Annotated in this window: 19 protein-coding genes; 17 read left to right on the top strand and 2 right to left on the bottom strand. The window is 64.1% G+C overall.

The window, feature by feature from the left end:
- Positions 1–28: 28 nt before the first annotated feature.
- From OVA12_RS12075 to OVA12_RS12060, 4 genes are all read left to right on the top strand, one after another.
- Complete coding sequence (locus tag OVA12_RS12075) at positions 29–1,258, top strand: aminotransferase class I/II-fold pyridoxal phosphate-dependent enzyme (protein ID WP_268137632.1); 1,230 nt, start codon at positions 29–31, stop codon at positions 1,256–1,258.
- On the top strand, positions 1,255–4,194 hold the full coding sequence (locus tag OVA12_RS12070; protein WP_442793862.1) for a DNA translocase FtsK: 2,940 nt from the start codon (positions 1,255–1,257) through the stop codon (positions 4,192–4,194). Before OVA12_RS12075 ends, OVA12_RS12070 begins: the two co-directional genes overlap by 4 nt.
- A 125-nt stretch (positions 4,195–4,319) precedes the next feature.
- A complete protein-coding gene (locus tag OVA12_RS12065; protein ID WP_268137628.1) occupies positions 4,320–4,988 on the top strand; it encodes an outer-membrane lipoprotein carrier protein LolA in 669 nt (222 codons plus the stop codon).
- A gap of 23 nt (positions 4,989–5,011) precedes the next feature.
- A complete protein-coding gene (locus OVA12_RS12060; RefSeq protein WP_268137626.1) occupies positions 5,012–6,061 on the top strand; it encodes an ATP-dependent carboxylate-amine ligase in 1,050 nt (349 codons plus the stop codon).
- Position 6,062: 1 nt separating this feature from the next.
- Here OVA12_RS12060 and tesB read toward each other — a convergent pair whose 3' ends face one another.
- Positions 6,063–6,926, bottom strand: coding sequence for an acyl-CoA thioesterase II (gene tesB, locus OVA12_RS12055; RefSeq protein WP_268137624.1), 864 nt, complete (start codon positions 6,924–6,926; stop codon positions 6,063–6,065).
- A 191-nt stretch (positions 6,927–7,117) separates the two neighbouring features.
- Here tesB and OVA12_RS12050 point away from each other — a divergent pair, with 191 nt between their 5' ends.
- The 12 genes from OVA12_RS12050 (at position 7,118) to OVA12_RS11995 (ending at position 16,479) form a co-directional block, all read left to right on the top strand.
- The gene (locus OVA12_RS12050; protein ID WP_268137622.1) at positions 7,118–8,356 is read left to right on the top strand and encodes a ubiquinone biosynthesis hydroxylase; all 1,239 of its coding nucleotides are present in this window, start codon (positions 7,118–7,120) and stop codon (positions 8,354–8,356) included.
- A gap of 23 nt (positions 8,357–8,379) precedes the next feature.
- Positions 8,380–9,255: an SDR family oxidoreductase gene (locus tag OVA12_RS12045; protein ID WP_268137620.1), complete on the top strand. Its 876-nt coding sequence runs from the start codon at positions 8,380–8,382 to the stop codon at positions 9,253–9,255.
- A gap of 85 nt (positions 9,256–9,340) precedes the next feature.
- Positions 9,341–9,538, top strand: a complete 198-nt coding sequence (locus tag OVA12_RS12040) for a twin transmembrane helix small protein (RefSeq protein ID WP_106754494.1) — start codon at positions 9,341–9,343, stop codon at positions 9,536–9,538.
- Positions 9,539–9,569: 31 nt separating this feature from the next.
- On the top strand, positions 9,570–10,145 hold the full coding sequence (locus OVA12_RS12035; RefSeq protein ID WP_268137618.1) for a cob(I)yrinic acid a,c-diamide adenosyltransferase: 576 nt from the start codon (positions 9,570–9,572) through the stop codon (positions 10,143–10,145).
- Positions 10,146–10,178: 33 nt separating this feature from the next.
- On the top strand, positions 10,179–10,868 hold the full coding sequence (locus OVA12_RS12030; RefSeq protein WP_268137616.1) for a rhomboid family intramembrane serine protease: 690 nt from the start codon (positions 10,179–10,181) through the stop codon (positions 10,866–10,868).
- Between the two features lie 231 nt (positions 10,869–11,099).
- Positions 11,100–11,849: an electron transfer flavoprotein subunit beta/FixA family protein gene (locus OVA12_RS12025; protein WP_268137614.1), complete on the top strand. Its 750-nt coding sequence runs from the start codon at positions 11,100–11,102 to the stop codon at positions 11,847–11,849.
- Between the two features lie 27 nt (positions 11,850–11,876).
- On the top strand, positions 11,877–12,815 hold the full coding sequence (locus tag OVA12_RS12020; RefSeq protein ID WP_268137612.1) for an electron transfer flavoprotein subunit alpha/FixB family protein: 939 nt from the start codon (positions 11,877–11,879) through the stop codon (positions 12,813–12,815).
- Positions 12,816–13,052: 237 nt separating this feature from the next.
- Complete coding sequence (locus OVA12_RS12015; RefSeq protein ID WP_268137610.1) at positions 13,053–13,934, top strand: 3-hydroxybutyryl-CoA dehydrogenase; 882 nt, start codon at positions 13,053–13,055, stop codon at positions 13,932–13,934.
- Between the two features lie 4 nt (positions 13,935–13,938).
- Positions 13,939–15,429 carry an acyl-CoA synthetase gene (locus OVA12_RS12010; protein WP_442793878.1) on the top strand — a complete coding sequence of 497 codons (1,491 nt, stop codon included), beginning with the start codon at positions 13,939–13,941 and terminating at the stop codon, positions 15,427–15,429.
- A gap of 57 nt (positions 15,430–15,486) precedes the next feature.
- Positions 15,487–15,684: a hypothetical protein gene (locus OVA12_RS12005; protein ID WP_268137606.1), complete on the top strand. Its 198-nt coding sequence runs from the start codon at positions 15,487–15,489 to the stop codon at positions 15,682–15,684.
- Between the two features lie 271 nt (positions 15,685–15,955).
- Positions 15,956–16,204 carry a hypothetical protein gene (locus OVA12_RS12000; protein ID WP_268137604.1) on the top strand — a complete coding sequence of 83 codons (249 nt, stop codon included), beginning with the start codon at positions 15,956–15,958 and terminating at the stop codon, positions 16,202–16,204.
- A 62-nt stretch (positions 16,205–16,266) separates the two neighbouring features.
- Positions 16,267–16,479 carry a hypothetical protein gene (locus OVA12_RS11995; RefSeq protein WP_268137603.1) on the top strand — a complete coding sequence of 71 codons (213 nt, stop codon included), beginning with the start codon at positions 16,267–16,269 and terminating at the stop codon, positions 16,477–16,479.
- Between the two features lie 38 nt (positions 16,480–16,517).
- Here the strand turns inward: OVA12_RS11995 and tlpA are convergent, their stop codons facing one another.
- The gene (gene tlpA, locus OVA12_RS11990; RefSeq protein ID WP_268137602.1) at positions 16,518–17,174 is read right to left on the bottom strand and encodes a thiol:disulfide interchange protein TlpA; all 657 of its coding nucleotides are present in this window, start codon (positions 17,172–17,174) and stop codon (positions 16,518–16,520) included.
- A gap of 57 nt (positions 17,175–17,231) precedes the next feature.
- On the opposite strand from tlpA, the gene argH reads away from it, so the two are divergent.
- On the top strand, positions 17,232–18,617 hold the full coding sequence (argH, locus tag OVA12_RS11985; protein WP_268137601.1) for an argininosuccinate lyase: 1,386 nt from the start codon (positions 17,232–17,234) through the stop codon (positions 18,615–18,617).
- Positions 18,618–18,718: the final 101 nt, after the last annotated feature.

Raw genomic sequence — 18,718 nt, 5'->3', positions numbered from 1 at the left:
TTGTCTGATTTCTTGTCCGGAACGCGTGATGACGTCCAATGAAGCTGCCGGGGCGCTGGCCCATACTCAGGCCTTGCCCGACGCCAATCCATTCCAGCGCCTGGCTGCGCTGCTCGGCGACACGCGGCCGGGCGCTGACCCCATCATCCTGACCATCGGTGAGCCGCAGCATGCGCTGCCGTCGTTCACCGGTGAGGTGCTGATGGAAAATCTGGCTGACTTCCGGCGCTATCCGCCGATCGAAGGCAGTCCGATGTTCCGCGCCGCCATCGCCAGCTGGCTCGACCGGCGCTACGGTCTTGGCAACACCATCGACAAGGATCGTGGCGTGCTGCCGTTGAACGGGTCGCGCGAGGGGCTGTCCTTCGGTGCCATTGCCGCGCGCGACCAGCTGGCCAAGGACGTTGCCCGCCCGGCGGTGATCCTGCCCAATCCGTTCTATCAGACCTATGCGGCGGCGGCGCATATTGCCGGAGCCGAGGCGGTCCTGCTCGACAGCGACGCATCGACCGGGTTCCTGCCGGACCTTGCCAAGCTGTCGCCAGATCTACTCGACCGCACTATCGCCTTCTACATCGCCTCGCCGGCCAATCCGCAAGGTGCGGTGGCAAGCCTTGGCTATTGGCAGCAGCTGATAGGCCTGGCGCGCAAGCACAGCTTCTTCATCTTTGCCGACGAGTGCTATTCGGAGATCTATCGCCAGACGCCGCCCGCCGGCGTTCTGGAAGCGGCCCACGCCATGGGCGAGGGCTACTCGCGCGTGATCAGCCTGAACTCGCTGTCGAAACGGTCGAACCTGGCTGGCCTGCGCTGCGGCTTTGCGGCCGGCGATCCGGAGTTCCTCAGCCGCTGGGTAAAGTTCCGTGGGCTTGCCGCGCCGCAGGTGCCGCTTCCGGCCCAGGCTGTGGCTGCCCGCGCCTATGCGGATGAAACGCATGTGGCCGAGAACCGGCGGCTTTACAACGAGAAATACGCCATCGCCGAAACGCTTCTGTCGCCGATCCTCGGACCGGTGACGCCGGAGGGAGGCTTCTTCCTCTGGCTGGATGTCAGCCGCTGGGGCGCTGGCATCGAGGTGACCAAACGGCTTTGGAGCGAGGCCGGTCTGAAGGTCATTCCGGGGGCCTATCTGGCAATGTCCGGCCCTGATGGCAGCAATCCCGGCGATCCCTATATCCGCATCAGTCTGTGCGCGCCGGTCGGGCTGACGCGTGACGCGATGGAGAGGCTCGCCAAGTGGCTCGGAGACAACGCATGAGACGCGCCACAGCAACGCGGGGCTCCGGTCGCGGAGCCGCCCACATGCTTGACACGGAAAGCCCGCTGAAGCGTTTCCTGCGCCGCAATCTGGTGGGACTGGCCGGGCTTTGCGTCATCGCATTCGCGGCAGCTCTTGCTGCGGCCCTGGCGACTTGGTCGGTCACCGATCCCAGCCTCAATCATGCGACGACCGAGCCTGTGCGCAACGCGCTGGGCACGCCGGGAGCAATCCTGTCCGATGTCCTGATGCAGTCTGTCGGCCTTGCCACGGCTGTCTTTCTTGTTCCGGTGGTGCTCTGGGGCTGGCGCCTGCTGGCCGGCAAGCCGATGCGTATTGCCGCGCGGCGGATCCTGTTCTGGTTCGCCGGCACGCTGCTGGCTGCAGGTGCGGTTGCCTCGCTGCCGGTGCCGGACACCTGGCCGCTGCCGACCGGCCTTGGCGGCTTCATGGGCGATGCCGTGCATTACCTGCCGCAGAAGCTGACGCAGAACATGGCCCCCGGCACGGCCATGATCATCGGCTCCATCGGTCTCGGCCTGCCGGCTGTGTTCCTGCTGATCGCAGCTGGTGGCTGGTTCGGCAAGGCGCGCGCCGACGAGGACGATCTGCCCTTGCCAAAGCAGGTGAAAGGCAAGCGGACACCGGTGCAGCAGCAGCTGTTCGACGACGAGGACGACGACGGAGAGGACGACACGTCCCGGTTCTCGGCCCTGATGGGTGCGGCAGGCCACTGGCGCCTGCAGATCCAGTCGACGTTGCAGCGCGTGACGGGGCTTGGCCGTCCATCCGGACGCAACCCGCGCGAAGCCGCCGATTATTACGATGCAGACGAGGACGCGGAAGACTACGAGGAAGCACCGCGCCGGCGCGGTATTGGCGCGCTCAGTCGCGGCCTTGTCGGGCGTCTTCTGCCGGGCGAAGAAGACGATGGCCTGGATGAGCTGTATCCGGCCGAGGGCAACCGCCGCGATACGGTGCGCGAGCACGGCCGTCCGCCCGTCACCGGGCCGCGCATCACGGGCAGCGGACGTCACGCGCCCGATGACTATGATGACGATGAAACCGACGGTTATGCCGACGCCGGTGATGATGCGGATGACGGCTATAATGCCGCCTATGACGATGTTCCCTTTGACCTCGACGACGAGGATGAGGCGGATGCCCGGCTTGCCCATGGCCGCGATGGCCGCGGCGGAGCGCGCGATCATGGCCGCGACAGTGCGCCGCTGGATCGTACGCCGCTGGCACGCCCGGTCGGCATAGCTTCTCCTGGCGCTGCTCCCAGCCGCGGCCCGGCTGCGCGCGGCCCTGCCGGTCCGGCCGCACAGGGAGGCGCCCGCGTTGTGCCGCAAGCCGCCCGGCCGCAGCCCGGCAAGCGCATCCAGCAGGAAGCCCAGGCCTCGCTGCTCGGTGCCCCTGAGGTCTATGAGCTGCCGCCGCTGCGGCTTCTGGCCGAGCCGAAGCCTGCCGGGAAGTCACCCGGCCTGTCGCCGGACGCGCTGGAACAGAATGCCCGCATCCTTGAAGGCGTGCTGGAGGATTTCGGCGTGCGCGGCGAGATCATCGAGGTGCGCCCGGGCCCGGTCGTGACCCTTTACGAGCTGGAGCCGGCACCCGGCATCAAGTCGTCCCGCGTCATCGGTCTTGCCGACGACATCGCCCGCTCCATGAGCGCCATCTCGGCGCGCGTGGCCGTCATTCCGGGCAAGAACGCCATCGGCATCGAGCTGCCCAACCAGAAGCGCGAGACCGTCTATCTGCGCGAGCTGCTGGCCGCGCAGGACTTCGAGAAGAGCAAGCACAAGCTGGCGATGGCGCTGGGCAAGACCATCAACGGCGAGAGCGTGATTGCCGACCTTGCCCGCATGCCGCATCTGCTCGTGGCCGGCACCACCGGCTCGGGCAAGTCGGTGTCGATCAACACCATGATCCTGTCGCTGCTGTACCGGCTGACGCCGGACCAGTGCAAGATGATCATGATCGACCCGAAGATGCTGGAACTCTCCATCTATGACGGCATTCCGCATCTGCTGACGCCGGTCGTGACCGATCCGAAGAAGGCCGTCGTGGCGCTCAAATGGACCGTCCGCGAGATGGAAGAGCGCTACAAGAAGATGTCCAAGATGGGCGTCCGCAACATCGACGGCTACAACACGCGTGTGAAGCAGGCGCTTGAGAAGGGCGAGAGCTTCTCCCGCACCGTCCAGACCGGGTTCGACCGCGAGACCGGCCAGCCGATCTACGAGGAAGAAGATCTGCCGCTGGAGCAGATGCCCTACATCGTCGTCATCGTTGACGAGATGGCCGACCTGATGATGGTCGCCGGCAAGGACATCGAAGGCGCGATCCAGCGCCTTGCCCAGATGGCCCGCGCCGCCGGCATCCACATCATCATGGCAACGCAGCGTCCCTCGGTCGACGTGATCACCGGCACGATCAAGGCGAACTTCCCGACGCGTATCTCGTTCCAGGTGACGTCGAAGATCGACAGCCGCACCATCCTTGGCGAACAGGGGGCCGAGCAGCTCCTCGGTATGGGCGACATGCTCTACATGGCTGGTGGCGGACGCATCCAGCGTGTGCACGGGCCCTTCGTCGCCGACGAGGAAGTCGAGCATATCGTCGCGCATCTGAAACTTCAGGGCTCGCCGCAGTATCTTGAGGCGGTGACCGAGGAAGAGGACCTGTCCGAAAGCCCGTATGACGCGGTGTCGAGCGGGGACGAGAGCAACGATCTCTATGACAAGGCGGTGGCTGTCGTCCTGCGCGACAAGAAGGTTTCCACCTCCTACGTCCAGCGCCGCCTTGGTATCGGCTACAACCGGGCTGCGTCGCTGATCGAGCGTATGGAGAAGGAAGGTCTCATCAGCGCCGCCAACCACGCGGGCAAGCGAGAACTTCTGGTCAAGAACGGCGTTGATGAAGACTATTGAGCGGGCCAGGGGCTTGACCCCTGCCGCAACCTTGCCACAAGCAGGAACTAGATGAGATGCGATGAAGGGCCGGGCATGATGTCCAGTGACCATGCCTTGCCTGCTAGATGGAGCTGCGCCCGATCATGAGGTTTTCCCGTTTGCCCCGGCTGCGCGCCAATATCGCTGCTCTCGCGCTGTCCCTTGCTGCTGCCTTTGCGCCGCTGCCGCTGATGGCAGCCGGAACGCCGGCCGGACAGCTGTCACCGGCCGAACAGGAAACGCTGGGCGAGATCAACACCTACTTCAACTCGGTGAAGACCATGCACGGCGATTTCGTGCAGTTCGGTCCCGATGGCGACCAGGTTGAAGGCAAGTTCTATCTCGAGCGGCCGGGCAAGATCCGTTTCTACTACAATCCGCCGGCGCAGCTGGACATCATTGCCGATGGCAAGTCCGTTTCGGTGAAGGACCGCAAGCTCAACACCCAGGACATCTGGCCGCTGAATGAAACGCCGCTGCGCTTTCTGCTCGCCGACCAGATCGACCTGACCAAGGACACCAATGTGGTCGGCGTCGTCGTGGAAACCGATCTCGTGACCATCGTTGTCGAGGACCGGACCACGTTCAACTCGGGCAAGCTGACGCTCATCTTCGACGCGCAGACCTTCGACCTGAAGCAGTGGACCGTGACCGACGCGCAGGGGATGGATACGTCCGTCGCGATCTACAACATCACCGCGAACGGTCCCTCGAACCCGAAGCTGTTCGTGATCGACTATCTGGCCAATGCGCGCCAGAACAGCGCTCACTAAGTTTGCTGCCTGCAGCGACTTCCATGGCTGATCAGCCCACTTCTGGCCGCCGCGAACCGCTGGCCCTGCAACTGTTGCGGCGGTTTTGTGCCGGCCACGGGTTCAGTGTCGTCGCTGAGCCGCAATATGGCTATGCCGGCTACGTCGAGGCTCCAAATGGCCAGCGTCATTTCTTCAAGGGCGCCGGATTTGATCTCAATGGCGCTGGCGCAGCGGCCATTGCCCGCGACAAGGGCTATAGCGCCTATTTCCTCGGCGAGGCCGGTTTGCAGGTGCCTGAAACCCTGCTGGTGGCAACGCCGCGCTTCATTGCCGATATCCGGATGAAGAACCCGGCGGTTGCCGATCGTCTGGCGGGTCCCGATGCGGCGCTGGAGTTTGCTTCACGCACCGGTTTTCCCGTGTTCGTCAAGCCGAACGAGGAGTCCGAGGGGCGCGGCGTTCTGCGGGCCGCAACTCCGGAACAGCTCGTCAGGGCGCTGGACCTTCTGGGCGGTGACTATGACCGGCTGCTGGTGCAGCAGGAAGCGCGCGGGCGGGACTACCGCATCCTGATGCTTGATGGCGTGTGTCTTGCGGTGTTCGAACGCTGGCCGTTCCGGGTCACCGGCAATGGCTCCAGCAGCATAGCGGATCTCATCCTGTGCGAGACGGCGGGATTTGCCGCCGATGGCAAGGGCCGCAAGATCGGGGCCGATGATCCCCGGATCCTGTCGCATCTGACCGCCTGTGGCCTGAGCCTCGACCATGTGCCGGGTGCGGGAGAGAGCATCTCCTTGCTGCCGAATTCGAACCTGTCCTCCGGAGGGACGGCAATAGATGTGAGCGACCGGATTGCGCCGGAGCTGACGCGCATCGCCGCCGAGGCCGGCCGGGCCATTGGTCTCCGCTTCTACGGCCTTGACCTGATCGTGCCGGATATCGCTTCGGCCGAGGGCTACCGGATTCTCGAACTGAACGCTGCCCCGGGGCTCAGCCATTTTCACCGGCTTGGCGCTTCCGAGGCCGCAAAGGTCGAGCTGATCTATGAGCACGTCTTTGCGGCCATTGCCAAGGATCTCACGCCGGGCTGACTCAGGTCCGCTTCAGCCGGATCAGCCCTTCCTGAGCGGTGGAGGCGATGAGCTGGCCGTCGCGGCTGTACAGCGTGCCCCGGTTCATGCCGCGCCCGCCCGAGGATGACGGGCTGTCGGTCGTGTAGAGCATCCACTCGTCGGCCCGGAAAGGGCGGTGGAACCACATCGAGTGGTCAAGGCTTGCCGGCTGGATATCCGGGCTGAAGACCGATTTGCCATGCGGGAACAGGGACGTGTCCAGCAGGGTCATGTCCGAGGCATAGGCCAGCACGCACTGGTGAATGCGCTGGTCATCCGGAAGCGGATTTGTCGCGCGCACCCAGACATGCTGGACAGGATCCAGCTTCTTGGAGCTGAAATAGTGGGTGAGGTCGACGGGCCTCAGCTCGATCGGCCGTTCCCGTTCCCAGTACTTTCGGACATTGGGCGGGGCCACCTGCAGCAGCTTTTCCTTCAGGTCCTGCTCACTGGGCAGGTCTTCCGGCATCGGGACGTTCGGCATCTCCACCTGGTGCTCCAGACCGTCCTCCAGTGTCTGGAACGAGGCGGACATGGAGAAGATCGCCTGGCCATGTTGGATGGCGACGACGCGCCTTGTGGTGAAGCTGCCGCCATCACGGATGCGGTCAACGTCATAGATGATCGGCACTGCCGGATCGCCCGGACGCAGGAAATAACCGTGCAGGGAATGGATGTGCCGGTCTTCGCTCACCGTGCGCGAGGCCGCCACCAGGGCCTGGCCGATGACCTGCCCGCCATAAACCCGCTGCCAGCCAACCTGGGGGCTGCGACCTCTAAACAGATTGTGTTCCAGCGGTTCGAGGTCGAGAATGGACAAAAGTGTCTCGATGGCCGTGTTCATCGCCGCAATCCTTGCTACATGGTCCTTGGGCTGCAGCAGCCCGTGAGGGTGTGGGGATGCCGGTGACCGGCCGGCCACCGCACGTTTCTATCTGACTTGGACGTGCGCCGGGACCACAAGTCAATGCTGTCCAAAGGGAAGGGGGCGCCCCATATCAAGGTGCCGTCTTGCGAGTTCTGAAGGAGAAGACCATGGGCGTGTCCGAAGCGGATGCCGAGCGGATTGACGTCGCGATTGCCGGTGGCGGCTATGTCGGGCTGTCGCTGGCGCTGGCGCTGAAGCAGGCGGATCCGTCGATGTCGGTCGCCGTCATCGATCCGAAGCCCATGGACACGCTGGGCAAGGATCCCCGCGCGTCCGCCATTGCCGCTGCCGCCTGCCGCATGCTGGACCAGCTCGGCATCTGGCAGGACATCAAGTCCAAGGCGCAGCCGATCAACGAGATGATCGTCACGGACAGCCGCTTGCGCGATGCGGTTCGGCCCGTCTATCTGACCTTCGCCGGTGACCGGCAGGCGGGTGAAGCCTTTGCGCATATGGTGCCGAATGGCGTCATGCTTCCGGCGCTGCATGCGGCCGCTGCGGCGCTGGGCGTCGTGTTCCACGCCCCCGATACCGCCCGGGACTTCAGCACGGCTCCTGACCGGGTTGAAATTCACACGGCCTCCGGCAAGACCCTGTCGGCCCGGCTGCTGGTTGCCGCTGATGGAGTGAAGTCGCGGTTGCGCGACCTTGCCGGCATCCGGACGGTGCACTGGGCTTATGGCCAGTCCGGCATCGTGACGACGGTCAAGCACGAGCGGCCGCACAACGGCCGCGCCGAGGAGCATTTCCTGCCTGCTGGCCCCTTTGCCATCCTGCCGCTGCCCGGCAACCGCTCCTCGCTGGTCTGGACCGAGCGCACCGCCGATGCGGACCGCCTGGTGCGCGGCGATGACTTTACCTTCGAGATCGAGCTGGAGCGCCGCTTCGGCCACCATCTCGGCAAACTGGAACTGGATGGCCCGCGCCACGCTTACCCGCTGGGGCTGACCCTTGCGCGTGAATACATCCGCCCGCGCTTTGCCCTTGCCGGTGATGCGGCGCATGGCATTCACCCGATTGCCGGACAGGGGCTCAACATGGGCTTCAAGGATGTGGCGGCGCTGGCGGAAGTGCTGGTGACGGCCCGCCGCCTGGGCCAGGACATCGGCGCGCTCGATGTGCTGGAGCGGTACCAGACCTGGCGTCGCTTCGATGCGTTCCAGATGGGTGTGGTGACGGATGTGCTCAACCGGTTGTTCTCGAATGATATCGACATCCTGCGCGGAATCCGCGACTTTGGCCTCGGTCTCGTCGAGCGGATGCCGAGGTTGAAAACCGGATTCATCCGCGAAGCGGCGGGATTTGCCGGTCCTGCGCCGAAGCTTTTGACCGGCGAGCCGATCTGACGCTTGAGGATTGAACTTCGTTTATGACGGACCTTGCAGAACCGGGCAGCGCGGCCGCTCGCAGCATACTCATCACGGGCTGTTCCAGCGGTATCGGTGCCTCGGCGGCGCGGCTCTTGCGCGGCCGCAACTGGCGCGTCTTTCCCACGGCTCGGCGGCTTGAAGACGTTGCCGAGCTGAAGGCGCAGGGTTTCGAGGCCTTCCTTCTCGACTACGAGAACGAAGCGACAATTCACGCTGCGCTGGGCGAAATCCTCGAGCGCAGCGGTGGCCGTCTTGATGCGCTGTTCAATAATGGCGCCTATGCCGTTCCCTGCGCGCTGGAGGACTTACCGACGGACGCGCTGCGCGGCCTGTTCGAGGCGAACTTCTTCGGCTGGCACGCGTTGACGCGTCAGGTCGTGCCCGTCATGCGGGCGCAAGGGGCGGGGCGCATCGTGCAGTGTTCCTCGATCCTGGGCTTTATCGCGATGAAGTACCGGGGCGCCTACACCGCATCGAAATTTGCCCTTGAGGCCTATTCCGACACCCTGCGGCACGAGCTGCACGGCACGGGCATCCATGTGGCGCTGATCGAGCCGGGGCCGATCGATACCGCCTTCACGGCCAATGCGATGGCCAATTTCCATCGCTGGATCGGGCGGGAAGGCCTGGAAGCGTCTGTTCATCGCGCAGCCTATGAACGGCGGCTGAAGCGCATGGAAAACGGCGAACCGGGCCGGTTCAAGCTGCAGCCGGAAGCAGTTGTCGAGCAGCTGATCCATGCCATCGAGTCACCTCACCCGAAGGCGCGCTATCGCACGACGGTTCCGACCAAGGTCATGACGGTGCTCAAGCGCCTGCTCTCGACCAGGGCGCTGGACCGCATGCTCATGAATGCGGCCGACAAGCAAGAATGATCAATCAATGAGGTCTGCCGGCGCAGCGCCGGCGTAAGACGACATCCGCTGCCGGGGCTGTGGCGGACGACAGGACGGAACCATTATGGGCAACATTCTCTACAATCTTGTTCCGGTCGCGGTGGGCGCGGTCGCAGTCGTGCTCTTTCTCGGACTGTGGAACATGTTCCGCGGTGGCTCTGCGAGCAAGTCGCAGCAGCTGATGCGCTGGCGTGTTGGCCTTCAGTTTCTTGCCATCGTCATCATCATGGCGACGCTCTATTTCCTCGGGCCGAAGCCCTGATCGTCAGCATTGAGAAGGGCAGGGGGAAGACATGGTTGTCCTGAACAAGATCTACACGAAGACCGGTGACAACGGCACAACCGCGCTGGGGTCCGGCGAACGCCGTCCGAAGTATGACCTGCGCATCGAGGCCTATGGCACCGTCGACGAGACGAATTCGGTGGTCGGGCTTGTGCGCCTTGCCCTTGGCGAATCAGATCCGCAGGTGGATGGCATCCTGTCGCGGATCCAGAACGACTTGTTCGATCTTGGCGCCGATCTGGCGACACCGGATACCGGCCAGGACCTTGGCTATGAGCCGCTGCGCATCACGGATCACCAGGTGACCGCGATCGAGGAGGCCATCGACCTGCTCAATGCCGACCTGAAACCGCTGCGCTCCTTCGTGCTGCCGGGCGGAACGCCGGCGGCGACCTATCTGCATCTCGCCCGCACCGTGTCACGCCGTGCCGAGCGGCTGATGGTCGAACTCGCGGACCGGGAACAGGTCAATCCCGCCGCCACGCGCTACATGAACCGCCTGTCGGACTTCTTCTTCGTCGCCTCGCGCTATCTTAATGACAAGGGTGCGCTTGACGTTCTGTGGGTGCCGGGCAAAAACCGGTAAGGCCGTTTCGGCCGGTACGGAGCTGCGGCGGGTATGTTCATTCCACTTCACGACCATAACCCGCTGCGCCATGTGCTGCGGCCGTATGTCACATGGGGGCTGATCCTCGCCAACGTACTGACCTATGTTCTTCTGCAAGGTGCAGGCAGTGAAGAGGCCGTCGCAGCAGGGGCGTTTTCGTTCGGGCTTATCCCGTCGGTCCTGTTCGACATCCGGGACCTGTCGCCTGAGCTGATCGCGGTGCCGGAAAACGCCACGCTCGTGACTTATGCGTTCCTGCATTCCGACGTGTGGCACCTGGGCGGCAACATGCTCTTCCTGTGGGTGTTCGGCGACAACGTCGAGGATGCCATGGGACACGTGAAGTACCTGGCGTTCTACCTGCTGTCGGCCGCGGCAGGCGGTTTCGCCTATGCGCTGCTGTCGCCTGATTCCGACATGCCGCTGATCGGCGCGTCAGGAGCGGTGTCCGGGATCGTGGCGGCCTATGTGATGTTGCATCCGCGCGTGCGCGTCTGGGTTCTGGTGCTGGGCCGCATTCCCTTGCCGATCCCCGCGCTCTGGGCGCTGGGGGCCTGGATCGGGTTGCAGTTCTTCAATCTCCTGACGGACGGCGACAGTCAGGTGGCCTGGTCTGCCCATGTCGGTGGGATTGTCGCCGGTGCCGTTCTGGTGATGGTGCTCAGGCGGCGCGGTGTGCCATTGTTCGACAAAGGGCTCTGAGACGGGCCCGAATGACCTAGCCAAAGGGATGATGCTGGCTCCTGCAATGCAGCAAATAGCGGATGCCGCTTCCCTTGCGCCATCGTTGACACCTGACGTGCGGGTGATTACCGTCGCCCGCCATACGCAGAGTTTGGCCGAAACCCGCCGTTTTCCGGGAAGGTTCGTAAGCCGGCTCGATCCATTGATGCGGTGCGGCAGAAACGCCGTCCGAGCGGGAGGATAAAACCGATGAAGATCCTTGTGCCCGTGAAGCGGGTGATCGACTACAACGTCAAAGTACGTGTAAAGCCGGATGGCTCGGGCGTGGACCTTGCCAACGTGAAAATGTCGATGAATCCCTTCGACGAGATTTCCGTTGAAGAGGCCCTTCGCCTCAAGGAAGCCGGCAAGGCAACCGAAGTGGTTGTCGTATCCGTCGGCCCGGCCCAGGCGACCGAGACCCTGCGCACGGCGCTGGCGATGGGTGCTGACCGCGGCATTCTCGTGAAGACCGATGCGACCACCGAGCCGCTCGCCGTTGCCAAGATCCTCAAGGCGCTGGTTGACGCGGAAGCACCTAGCCTTGTCATCGTTGGCAAGCAGGCCATCGACGACGACTGCAACCAGACCGGCCAGATGCTGGCTGCGCTGCTCGGCTGGGGCCAGGGCACCTTCGCCTCGAAGGTCGACCTTGCCGGCGAAACCGTCGATGTGACCCGCGAAGTCGACGGCGGCCTGCAGACCGTGAAGCTGAAGCTGCCGGCCGTGGTGACCACGGACCTGCGCCTCAACGAGCCGCGCTATGCGTCGCTGCCGAACATCATGAAGGCCAAGAAGAAGCCGATCGACGAAAAGACCCCGGAAGAGCTCGGCGTCGACATCGCTGCGCGCCTGACCGTGCTGAAGACCGTCGAACCGGCGTCGCGCCAGGCCGGCGTCAAGGTCGGCTCCGCCGCTGAACTGGTAGCCAAGCTGAAGAACGAGGCCGGCGTCCTCTGAGGGACCCGTCGCAGGAGGAACTGATCCATGACCACCCTTCTCGTGGCCGAACATGCCGGTGGCGCGCTGAATGACGCGACCGCGAAGGCCCTGACCGCCGCTGCCAAGCTTGGCGGTGATGTCCATGTGCTGGTGGCCGGCAACGGCGCCCGCGCGGTTGCCGCTGAAGCTGCCAAGCTGTCCGGCGTTGCCAAGGTTCTCGTGGCCGAAAGCGATGCTCTCGCGCATCAGCTCGCCGAGCCGATGGCTGACCTGATCGTCTCGCTCGCTGGCGGCTACTCCGCCATCGTTGCGCCGGCGACGGCCAACGGCAAGAACACCCTGCCGCGCGTTGCAGCTTTGCTCGACGTGATGCAGATCTCTGAAGTGACCGCCGTGATCGACGCCGACACGTTCGAGCGCCCGATCTACGCCGGCAACGCCATCCAGACCGTCAAGTCCAGCGATGCCAAGAAGGTCCTGACCGTTCGCACGGCCTCCTTCGCGGCGGCCGGCCAGGGCGGTTCGGCGGCGATTGAAGACGCAGCTGTTCCGGCAGCCGCCGGCCTGTCGTCCTTCGTTGGCGAAGAGCTGTCGAAGTCTGACCGTCCGGAACTCGCCTCGGCGAAGATCATCATCTCCGGTGGTCGCGCGCTTGGGTCCTCCGAGAAGTTCCAGGAAGTCATCCTGCCGGTGGCGGATGCGCTGGGTGCAGCCGTTGGCGCGTCCCGTGCCGCCGTCGATGCGGGCTACGCCCCGAACGACTGGCAGGTGGGTCAGACCGGCAAGGTCGTCGCCCCGCAGCTCTACATCGCTTGCGGCATTTCCGGCGCGATCCAGCATCTGGCTGGCATGAAGGACTCCAAGGTCATCGTGGCGATCAACAAGGACGAAGAGGCCCCGATCTTCCAGGTGGCGGACTACGGCCTGGTTGGCGACCTGTTTGACATTCTGCCGCAGCTCAAGGCCGAGCTGGAAAAGGCATAACCGGATGGCCCGCGGCAGAACGCTGTCGCGGGCCATTTGTGTCTGGGCATCCGGCTTTTGTCCGCCGGTGCCACAGCCACGACACACAACTTAACGAAAACTTCGGGGCGGGCAGCTTTTCCGCCCGGAGTTCTTGCCGCGGCGCGCCAGTCTTGTAAAGAATAGCGCGGTTCGTGTGGGGGTCCGAAGCGGCCGTTGCCCGACTGACCGTGGCTTGCAACAGAATCGGATTGAACGATGGTGGTCGAGATCAAGAAAATCGGCGTGATCGGATCGGGCCAGATGGGCAGCGGCATTGCTCATGTCTGCGCCTTGGCTGGATATCAGGTCCAGCTCAACGACCTGTCCCGCGACCGGATCGAATCCGGCCTCGCCTCGATCAATGGCAATCTGGCGCGTCAGGTCAGCAAGGGCCAGATCTCGGAAGAGGAGCGCTCGGCCGCGCTTGACCGTCTGTCCGGCGCCGAAAACCTCGACATGCTCGCCGATGTGGATCTGGTCATCGAGTCCGCCACCGAAAACGAGCAGGTGAAGCGCAAGATCTTCGCTCAGCTCTGCCCGGTGCTGAAGCCGGAAGCCATGCTGGCGACCAACACCTCCTCGATCTCGATCACGCGCCTTGCCGCCACCACGGACCGGCCGGAGCGCTTCATCGGCATCCACTTCATGAACCCGGTTCCGATCATGGAGCTGGTCGAGCTGGTGCGTGGCATCGCCACCGAAGACGAAACCTTCGAGGCGGCCAAGGGCTTCGTCTCGCGCATTGGCAAGACGGTCGCCGTTGCCGAGGACTTCCCGGCCTTCATGGTCAACCGCATCCTGCTGCCGATGATCAACGAGGCGATCTACACGCTTTACGAGGGTGTCGGTTCGGTCGAGGCCATCGACACGGCGATGAAGCTCGGTGCGAATCACCCGATGGGCCCGCTGCAGCTGGCCGATTTCATCGGTCTCGACACCTGCCTGTCGATCATGCAGGTGCTCTATGAGGGCCTCGCCGACAGCAAGTACCGTCCGTGCCCGCTGCTGGTGAAGTATGTCGAGGCCGGCTGGCTGGGCCGCAAGACCCGCCGTGGCTTCTACGACTATCGCGGCGACATTCCGGTTCCGACCCGCTGACGCGATGAACCTCGCCCGCTATTGCCTCACCAACGCTGCGCCGGCTGCCACGGATGTCGCGCTGGAGGTGGTGGGGCCAGCGGGTGCTCCGCTCGAGACCTGGACATATGGCCGCCTGGAAGACACGATCCTGCGTGTCGCCGGCGGCCTTCGTCGTCTTGGGCTGGTGCAGGGTGACCGTATTCTGCTCCGCATCGGCCATTCCAGCGACTTTCCGCTGGCTTTCTTCGGCGCTATCGCCGGAGGCTTCGTGCCGGTACCGAGTTCCGCGCTGCTCACAGCTTCGGAATGCGACCTGATCCTTGCCGACAGCGGCGCGGTCTGCGTGCTGCATGACGGGGCGACAAGCCTGCCCGCCGAACGCACCGGCGTCCGCTTTCTCGGGCCGGATGTGCTAACCGATCTGAAGGCGGCACCTGCCGCTACCTATGCTGAGACGCAGCCGGATGATCCGGCCTTTCTGATCTACACGTCCGGCACCTCCGGTTATCCCAAGGGCGTGCTGCATGCCCAGCGTGCCGCACTCGGGCGCCGTCCGATGGACCGCGGCTGGTACGGCATGACGCGCCAAGACAGGCTGCTGCATGCCGGCGCGTTCAACTGGACCTACACGCTCGGCGTCGGGCTCATGGATCCCTGGGCGAATGGTGCGACGAGCATTGTCTATGACGGACCGCGCGATCCTGACGTCTGGCCCGGCGTCCTGGAGGGCTGCCGGGCGACGCTGTTTGCCGCAGTGCCCAGCCTTTACCGGCGTGTGCTGAAGTATGGCGCGGTGACCCCGCAGTCATTTCCCTTGCTGCGCCATGGCCTGACGGCGGGCGAGGCCCTGTCCGCGAGCCTTCATGCAGACTGGTGCGAGAGGACAGGACGGCCACTGTTTGAGGCGCTCGGCATGAGCGAGATCTCCACTTATGTCTCCAGCGGACCTCGGGTGCCGACACGGCCGGGCAGCCCGGGCAAGCCCCAGGCCGGCCGCCGTGTTGCCGTGCTCGACGAAGCCAGCGATGAGGCGCGGCTCCTGCCCGGCGGCGACGTCGGGCTTCTTGCCGTGCATCGCTCGGACCCTGGACTGATGCTCGGCTACTTTGGCCGGAGGGCCGAGACGGAGGCCGCATTCCGGGGCGAGTGGTTCCTGACAGGCGATCGTGCGCGCTTCGATGCGGAGGGTTATCTCTGGTACGAAGGGCGCGCCGATGACGTCATGAACGCCTTTGGCTACCGTGTTGCGCCGGAGGAGGTGGAACGGGTGCTTGCGAGCCATCCTGCGGTAGCGGAAGTTGCCGTGACCACTTTGACCCGCGGCCAGGGGCTGGACCTGATCGCGGCCTTCGTGGTGGCCCGCGAGGGCTTTGCGCCTGACGAGAGCGATCTTGCCACCTTCGCGGCCGACCGGCTTGCGGAATACAAACGGCCGAAGCTGTACCGGCTTGTTGCCGAGTTGCCGCACACGCCCTCTGGCAAGCTGCAACGCCGCCGTCTGCAGAACAGTTAACCGGGTGTTAACCCGATTGGTCGAAACTGAGGCAATCTGCAACCACATGGTGGTGTCATGGATAGTGTTTCGATCGCCACTTCGCTCGTCTCCGCGCAGCAGGCCCAGACCCGGGACCAGATGCAAACCAAGATGACGAAGATGGCGCTTCAGTCTGATCAGGCCATCGTTGCCCTGCTCGACCAGGCTGCTCAAAGCGGCGCGGCGCGTTCTGCCCCCGCCGGCATGGGCGGTTCCCTCGACGTGAGCGTCTGATCCCAGCCAATCCCCGCTGCCTGGTCCTCGCCGTGGCAGCCTCCTGAACCCGCGCTTTGCGCGGGTTTTTTGTTTTGTCTGGCAAAGGCCAGGCATGACCGGTTGATCAATCAAGAGCGAACTCGACTAAATTTTGAATCAACATCTCTGCGTAATCTTTAGTCTTCGCAATCTTCATTCTTAGATTAATCTGGACGTTTACACATAATATCCTTCGCTCGCTTATCTATTGGCGGTGTCTTTCCATGAATTGGGAGGGAAGGAGGCCAGAATGGCGGAAATCACCACCTATCGCACCGGCGCTCCTGCCGCGCTGGATGCTGACCGCAGTCTCGCCGAGCGCCGCAACGCCCGGCTTGAGCAGGTCAACCAGAACAGATCCGAAGCGCAGGCAGATGCGGTGCGCCAGCAGGCCGAAATCAAGGCCAACCGGGCTGAAGAGCTGCAATTGAACGCGGAACGCATCGACAACAAGGCCAGGTCCGGCGGACTTGGTGGGCGCGTCGACATTTCGATCTGACCGAAGGCACCACGGTCGCACCACAGGGTGTGCGACCGGGACAGGCAGAAAAGGAGCAGACCATGACTGCCATTCAGGGGACAGTGTCAGCCGATCGTTTCGCGCCGGCACGGCGCGAGGAGCAGGCACAGCAGGCTGCGCAGGCGCGCGAAACGAAGGCGCAGGAAAGCCGTCAGCAGGTCGAAACCGACCGCAAGGACGTGCCGCGCGAGACCGAACGCCGCGAGGCCCGCAAGATCCCGGGTCTCGGCAACGCCGTCGATATCACGGCCTAACTGCGCCAGCGCGCAATCACGTCCGATGACCGCCGCGTTCAGCGTTTCGGCTGGGCGGCGGTGATCAGCGCCTTGGCGTCCGGCGATGCCCACTCGGCCGGGCCATAGAGCGTCCCGAGTTCGCAGCCTTCCGGGCTGACGAGCAGGGTGGTCGGCAGCCCCGTCGCCCGGGCCTTTGACCGCAGGTCGTTGAAGACCTTGTTCGTCGCGTCGGAGTAATAGGCGAGGTTCGCCACGCCGATTTCCTCGAGGAAGGCTTTCGGCTTTTCCGGACCGCCCCGGTCCAGGTTGACTGCGACGACTTCGAACTTGTCGCTGCCCATCTCCTTCTGCAGCTCATCCAGCGCCGGCATTTCCTTGCGGCACGGGGCACACCAGGTTGCCCAGAGGTTGACCAGCAGTGTCTTGCCCTTCATCTGACTGATCGAGACATTCGATCCATCGGGCGCAAGAAAAGTCAGCTCCGACAGGGACAGCGGCTTCTGCGCTGGCAGGAATGCGGCGACTTCCCCCTTTGCCAGATCCTTGAGTGTCTGAGCTGTTTCGAGGCTCGCCTTGCAGCTTTCCCCGGCTGGCGAGTTGCCACCAGGCACGCCAATCACGTATACCGCCCCGATGACGGCGAGAATGCCGGCAACACTGGCGAGCACAAGCGGCTTGGCGGTTCTGGCCCGCGGTTCATTCGGCGTCGTCATCTTGTGTTCACCTGCCAACAGCACCTCGTCCGGGGGCGTCTACCAAGGGGCAATCCAATGAGCAACCGCATGTGGGGCGGCCGGTTCGCCGAAGGCCCGGACGCGATCATGGAAGAGATCAACGTGTCCATCGGCTTCGACCAGAAGCTATATAAGCAGGACATCGAGGGTTCAAAGGCCCATGTTCGCATGTTGGCGGCGCAGCAGATTGTCGCTGGCGAGGATGCCGAAAAGATCGCTCACGGTCTCGACACGATCCTGTCAGAGATCGAAGCTGGCCAGTTCACCTTCTCCCGTGCGCTTGAAGACATCCACATGAACGTGGAGGCCCGGCTTGCCGAACTGATCGGCGCGCCCGCCGGACGCCTGCACACCGCCCGCTCACGCAATGACCAGGTGGCGACCGATTTCCGGCTCTGGGTGCGCGATACGCTGGACACGCTCGACGTCCAGCTCGCCGACCTGCTTCTGGCGCTGGCTGAAAAGGCAGAAAAGCACGCCGGCGACGTCATGCCGGGCTTCACCCATCTCCAGTCGGCGCAGCCGGTGACCTTTGGTCATCACATGATGGCCTATGTCGAGATGTTTGCCCGCGATCGCAGCCGTTTTGCCGATGCACGCAAGCGCATGAACGAGTGTCCGCTCGGGTCCGCCGCGCTTGCCGGCACCTCCTTCCCGATCGACCGGATGATGACGGCCAAGGCGCTTGGCTTTGACCGGCCGATGGCCAACTCGCTGGACGGCGTTTCCGACCGCGACTTCGTCATCGAGGCACTCTGCGCAGCCTCCATCAGCGCGATGCATCTGTCGCGCTTTGCCGAGGAAATCGTGCTGTGGTGCTCGGCCCAGTTCGGTTTCATCAAGCTGTCGGACAAGTTCTCGACCGGCTCGTCGATCATGCCGCAGAAGAAAAATCCGGATGCAGCCGAGCTGGTGCGCGCCAAGTCCGGGCGCATCTATGGTGGCATGATGGCGCTGCTGGTCATGATGAAGGGCCTGCCGCTCGCCTATTCCAAGGACATGCAGGAAGACAAGGAACAGGCTTTCGACGCCCTGTCGTCCCTGTCGCTGGCGCTTGCCGCCATGACCGGCATGGTGCGGGACATGGAACCGCAGGTGAAGCGCCTGAAGAAGTCGGCCGGTGCCGGCTATGCCACGGCGACCGATCTGGCAGACTGGCTGGTTCGCGTGCTTGGCGTGCCGTTCCGCGATGCGCATCACATCACCGGCAAGATCGTCGGCCATGCTGTGGCCGAGGGCATCGACCTCGACAAGGTGCCGCTTGCCGTTATGCAGGAGATCGAACCGCGCATCACCCGGGACGTCTATGCCGTGCTCACGGTCGACAAGTCGGTGAAGAGCCGCGTCAGCTATGGCGGCACCGCGCCGGCGAATGTGCGCAAGCAGGCGCGCCGCTGGCTGAAGATCCTCGGCAAGGCCTGATCTTGAGCGCCGCCCGGGCAGGGTCCGGGCGGTTCGCGCTGGCGGGGCGTATCCGCCCTTGCCCGAAATCGTGGGTCATGCGAGGAGTGGGTGGCAACGTC

Source organism: Pannonibacter sp. SL95, from assembly GCF_026672425.1.
In the GTDB taxonomy this organism is placed as follows: domain Bacteria; phylum Pseudomonadota; class Alphaproteobacteria; order Rhizobiales; family Stappiaceae; genus Pannonibacter.
Note: the sequence above shows the minus strand (reverse complement) of the source record. Positions and strands in the feature narration are given on the sequence as shown.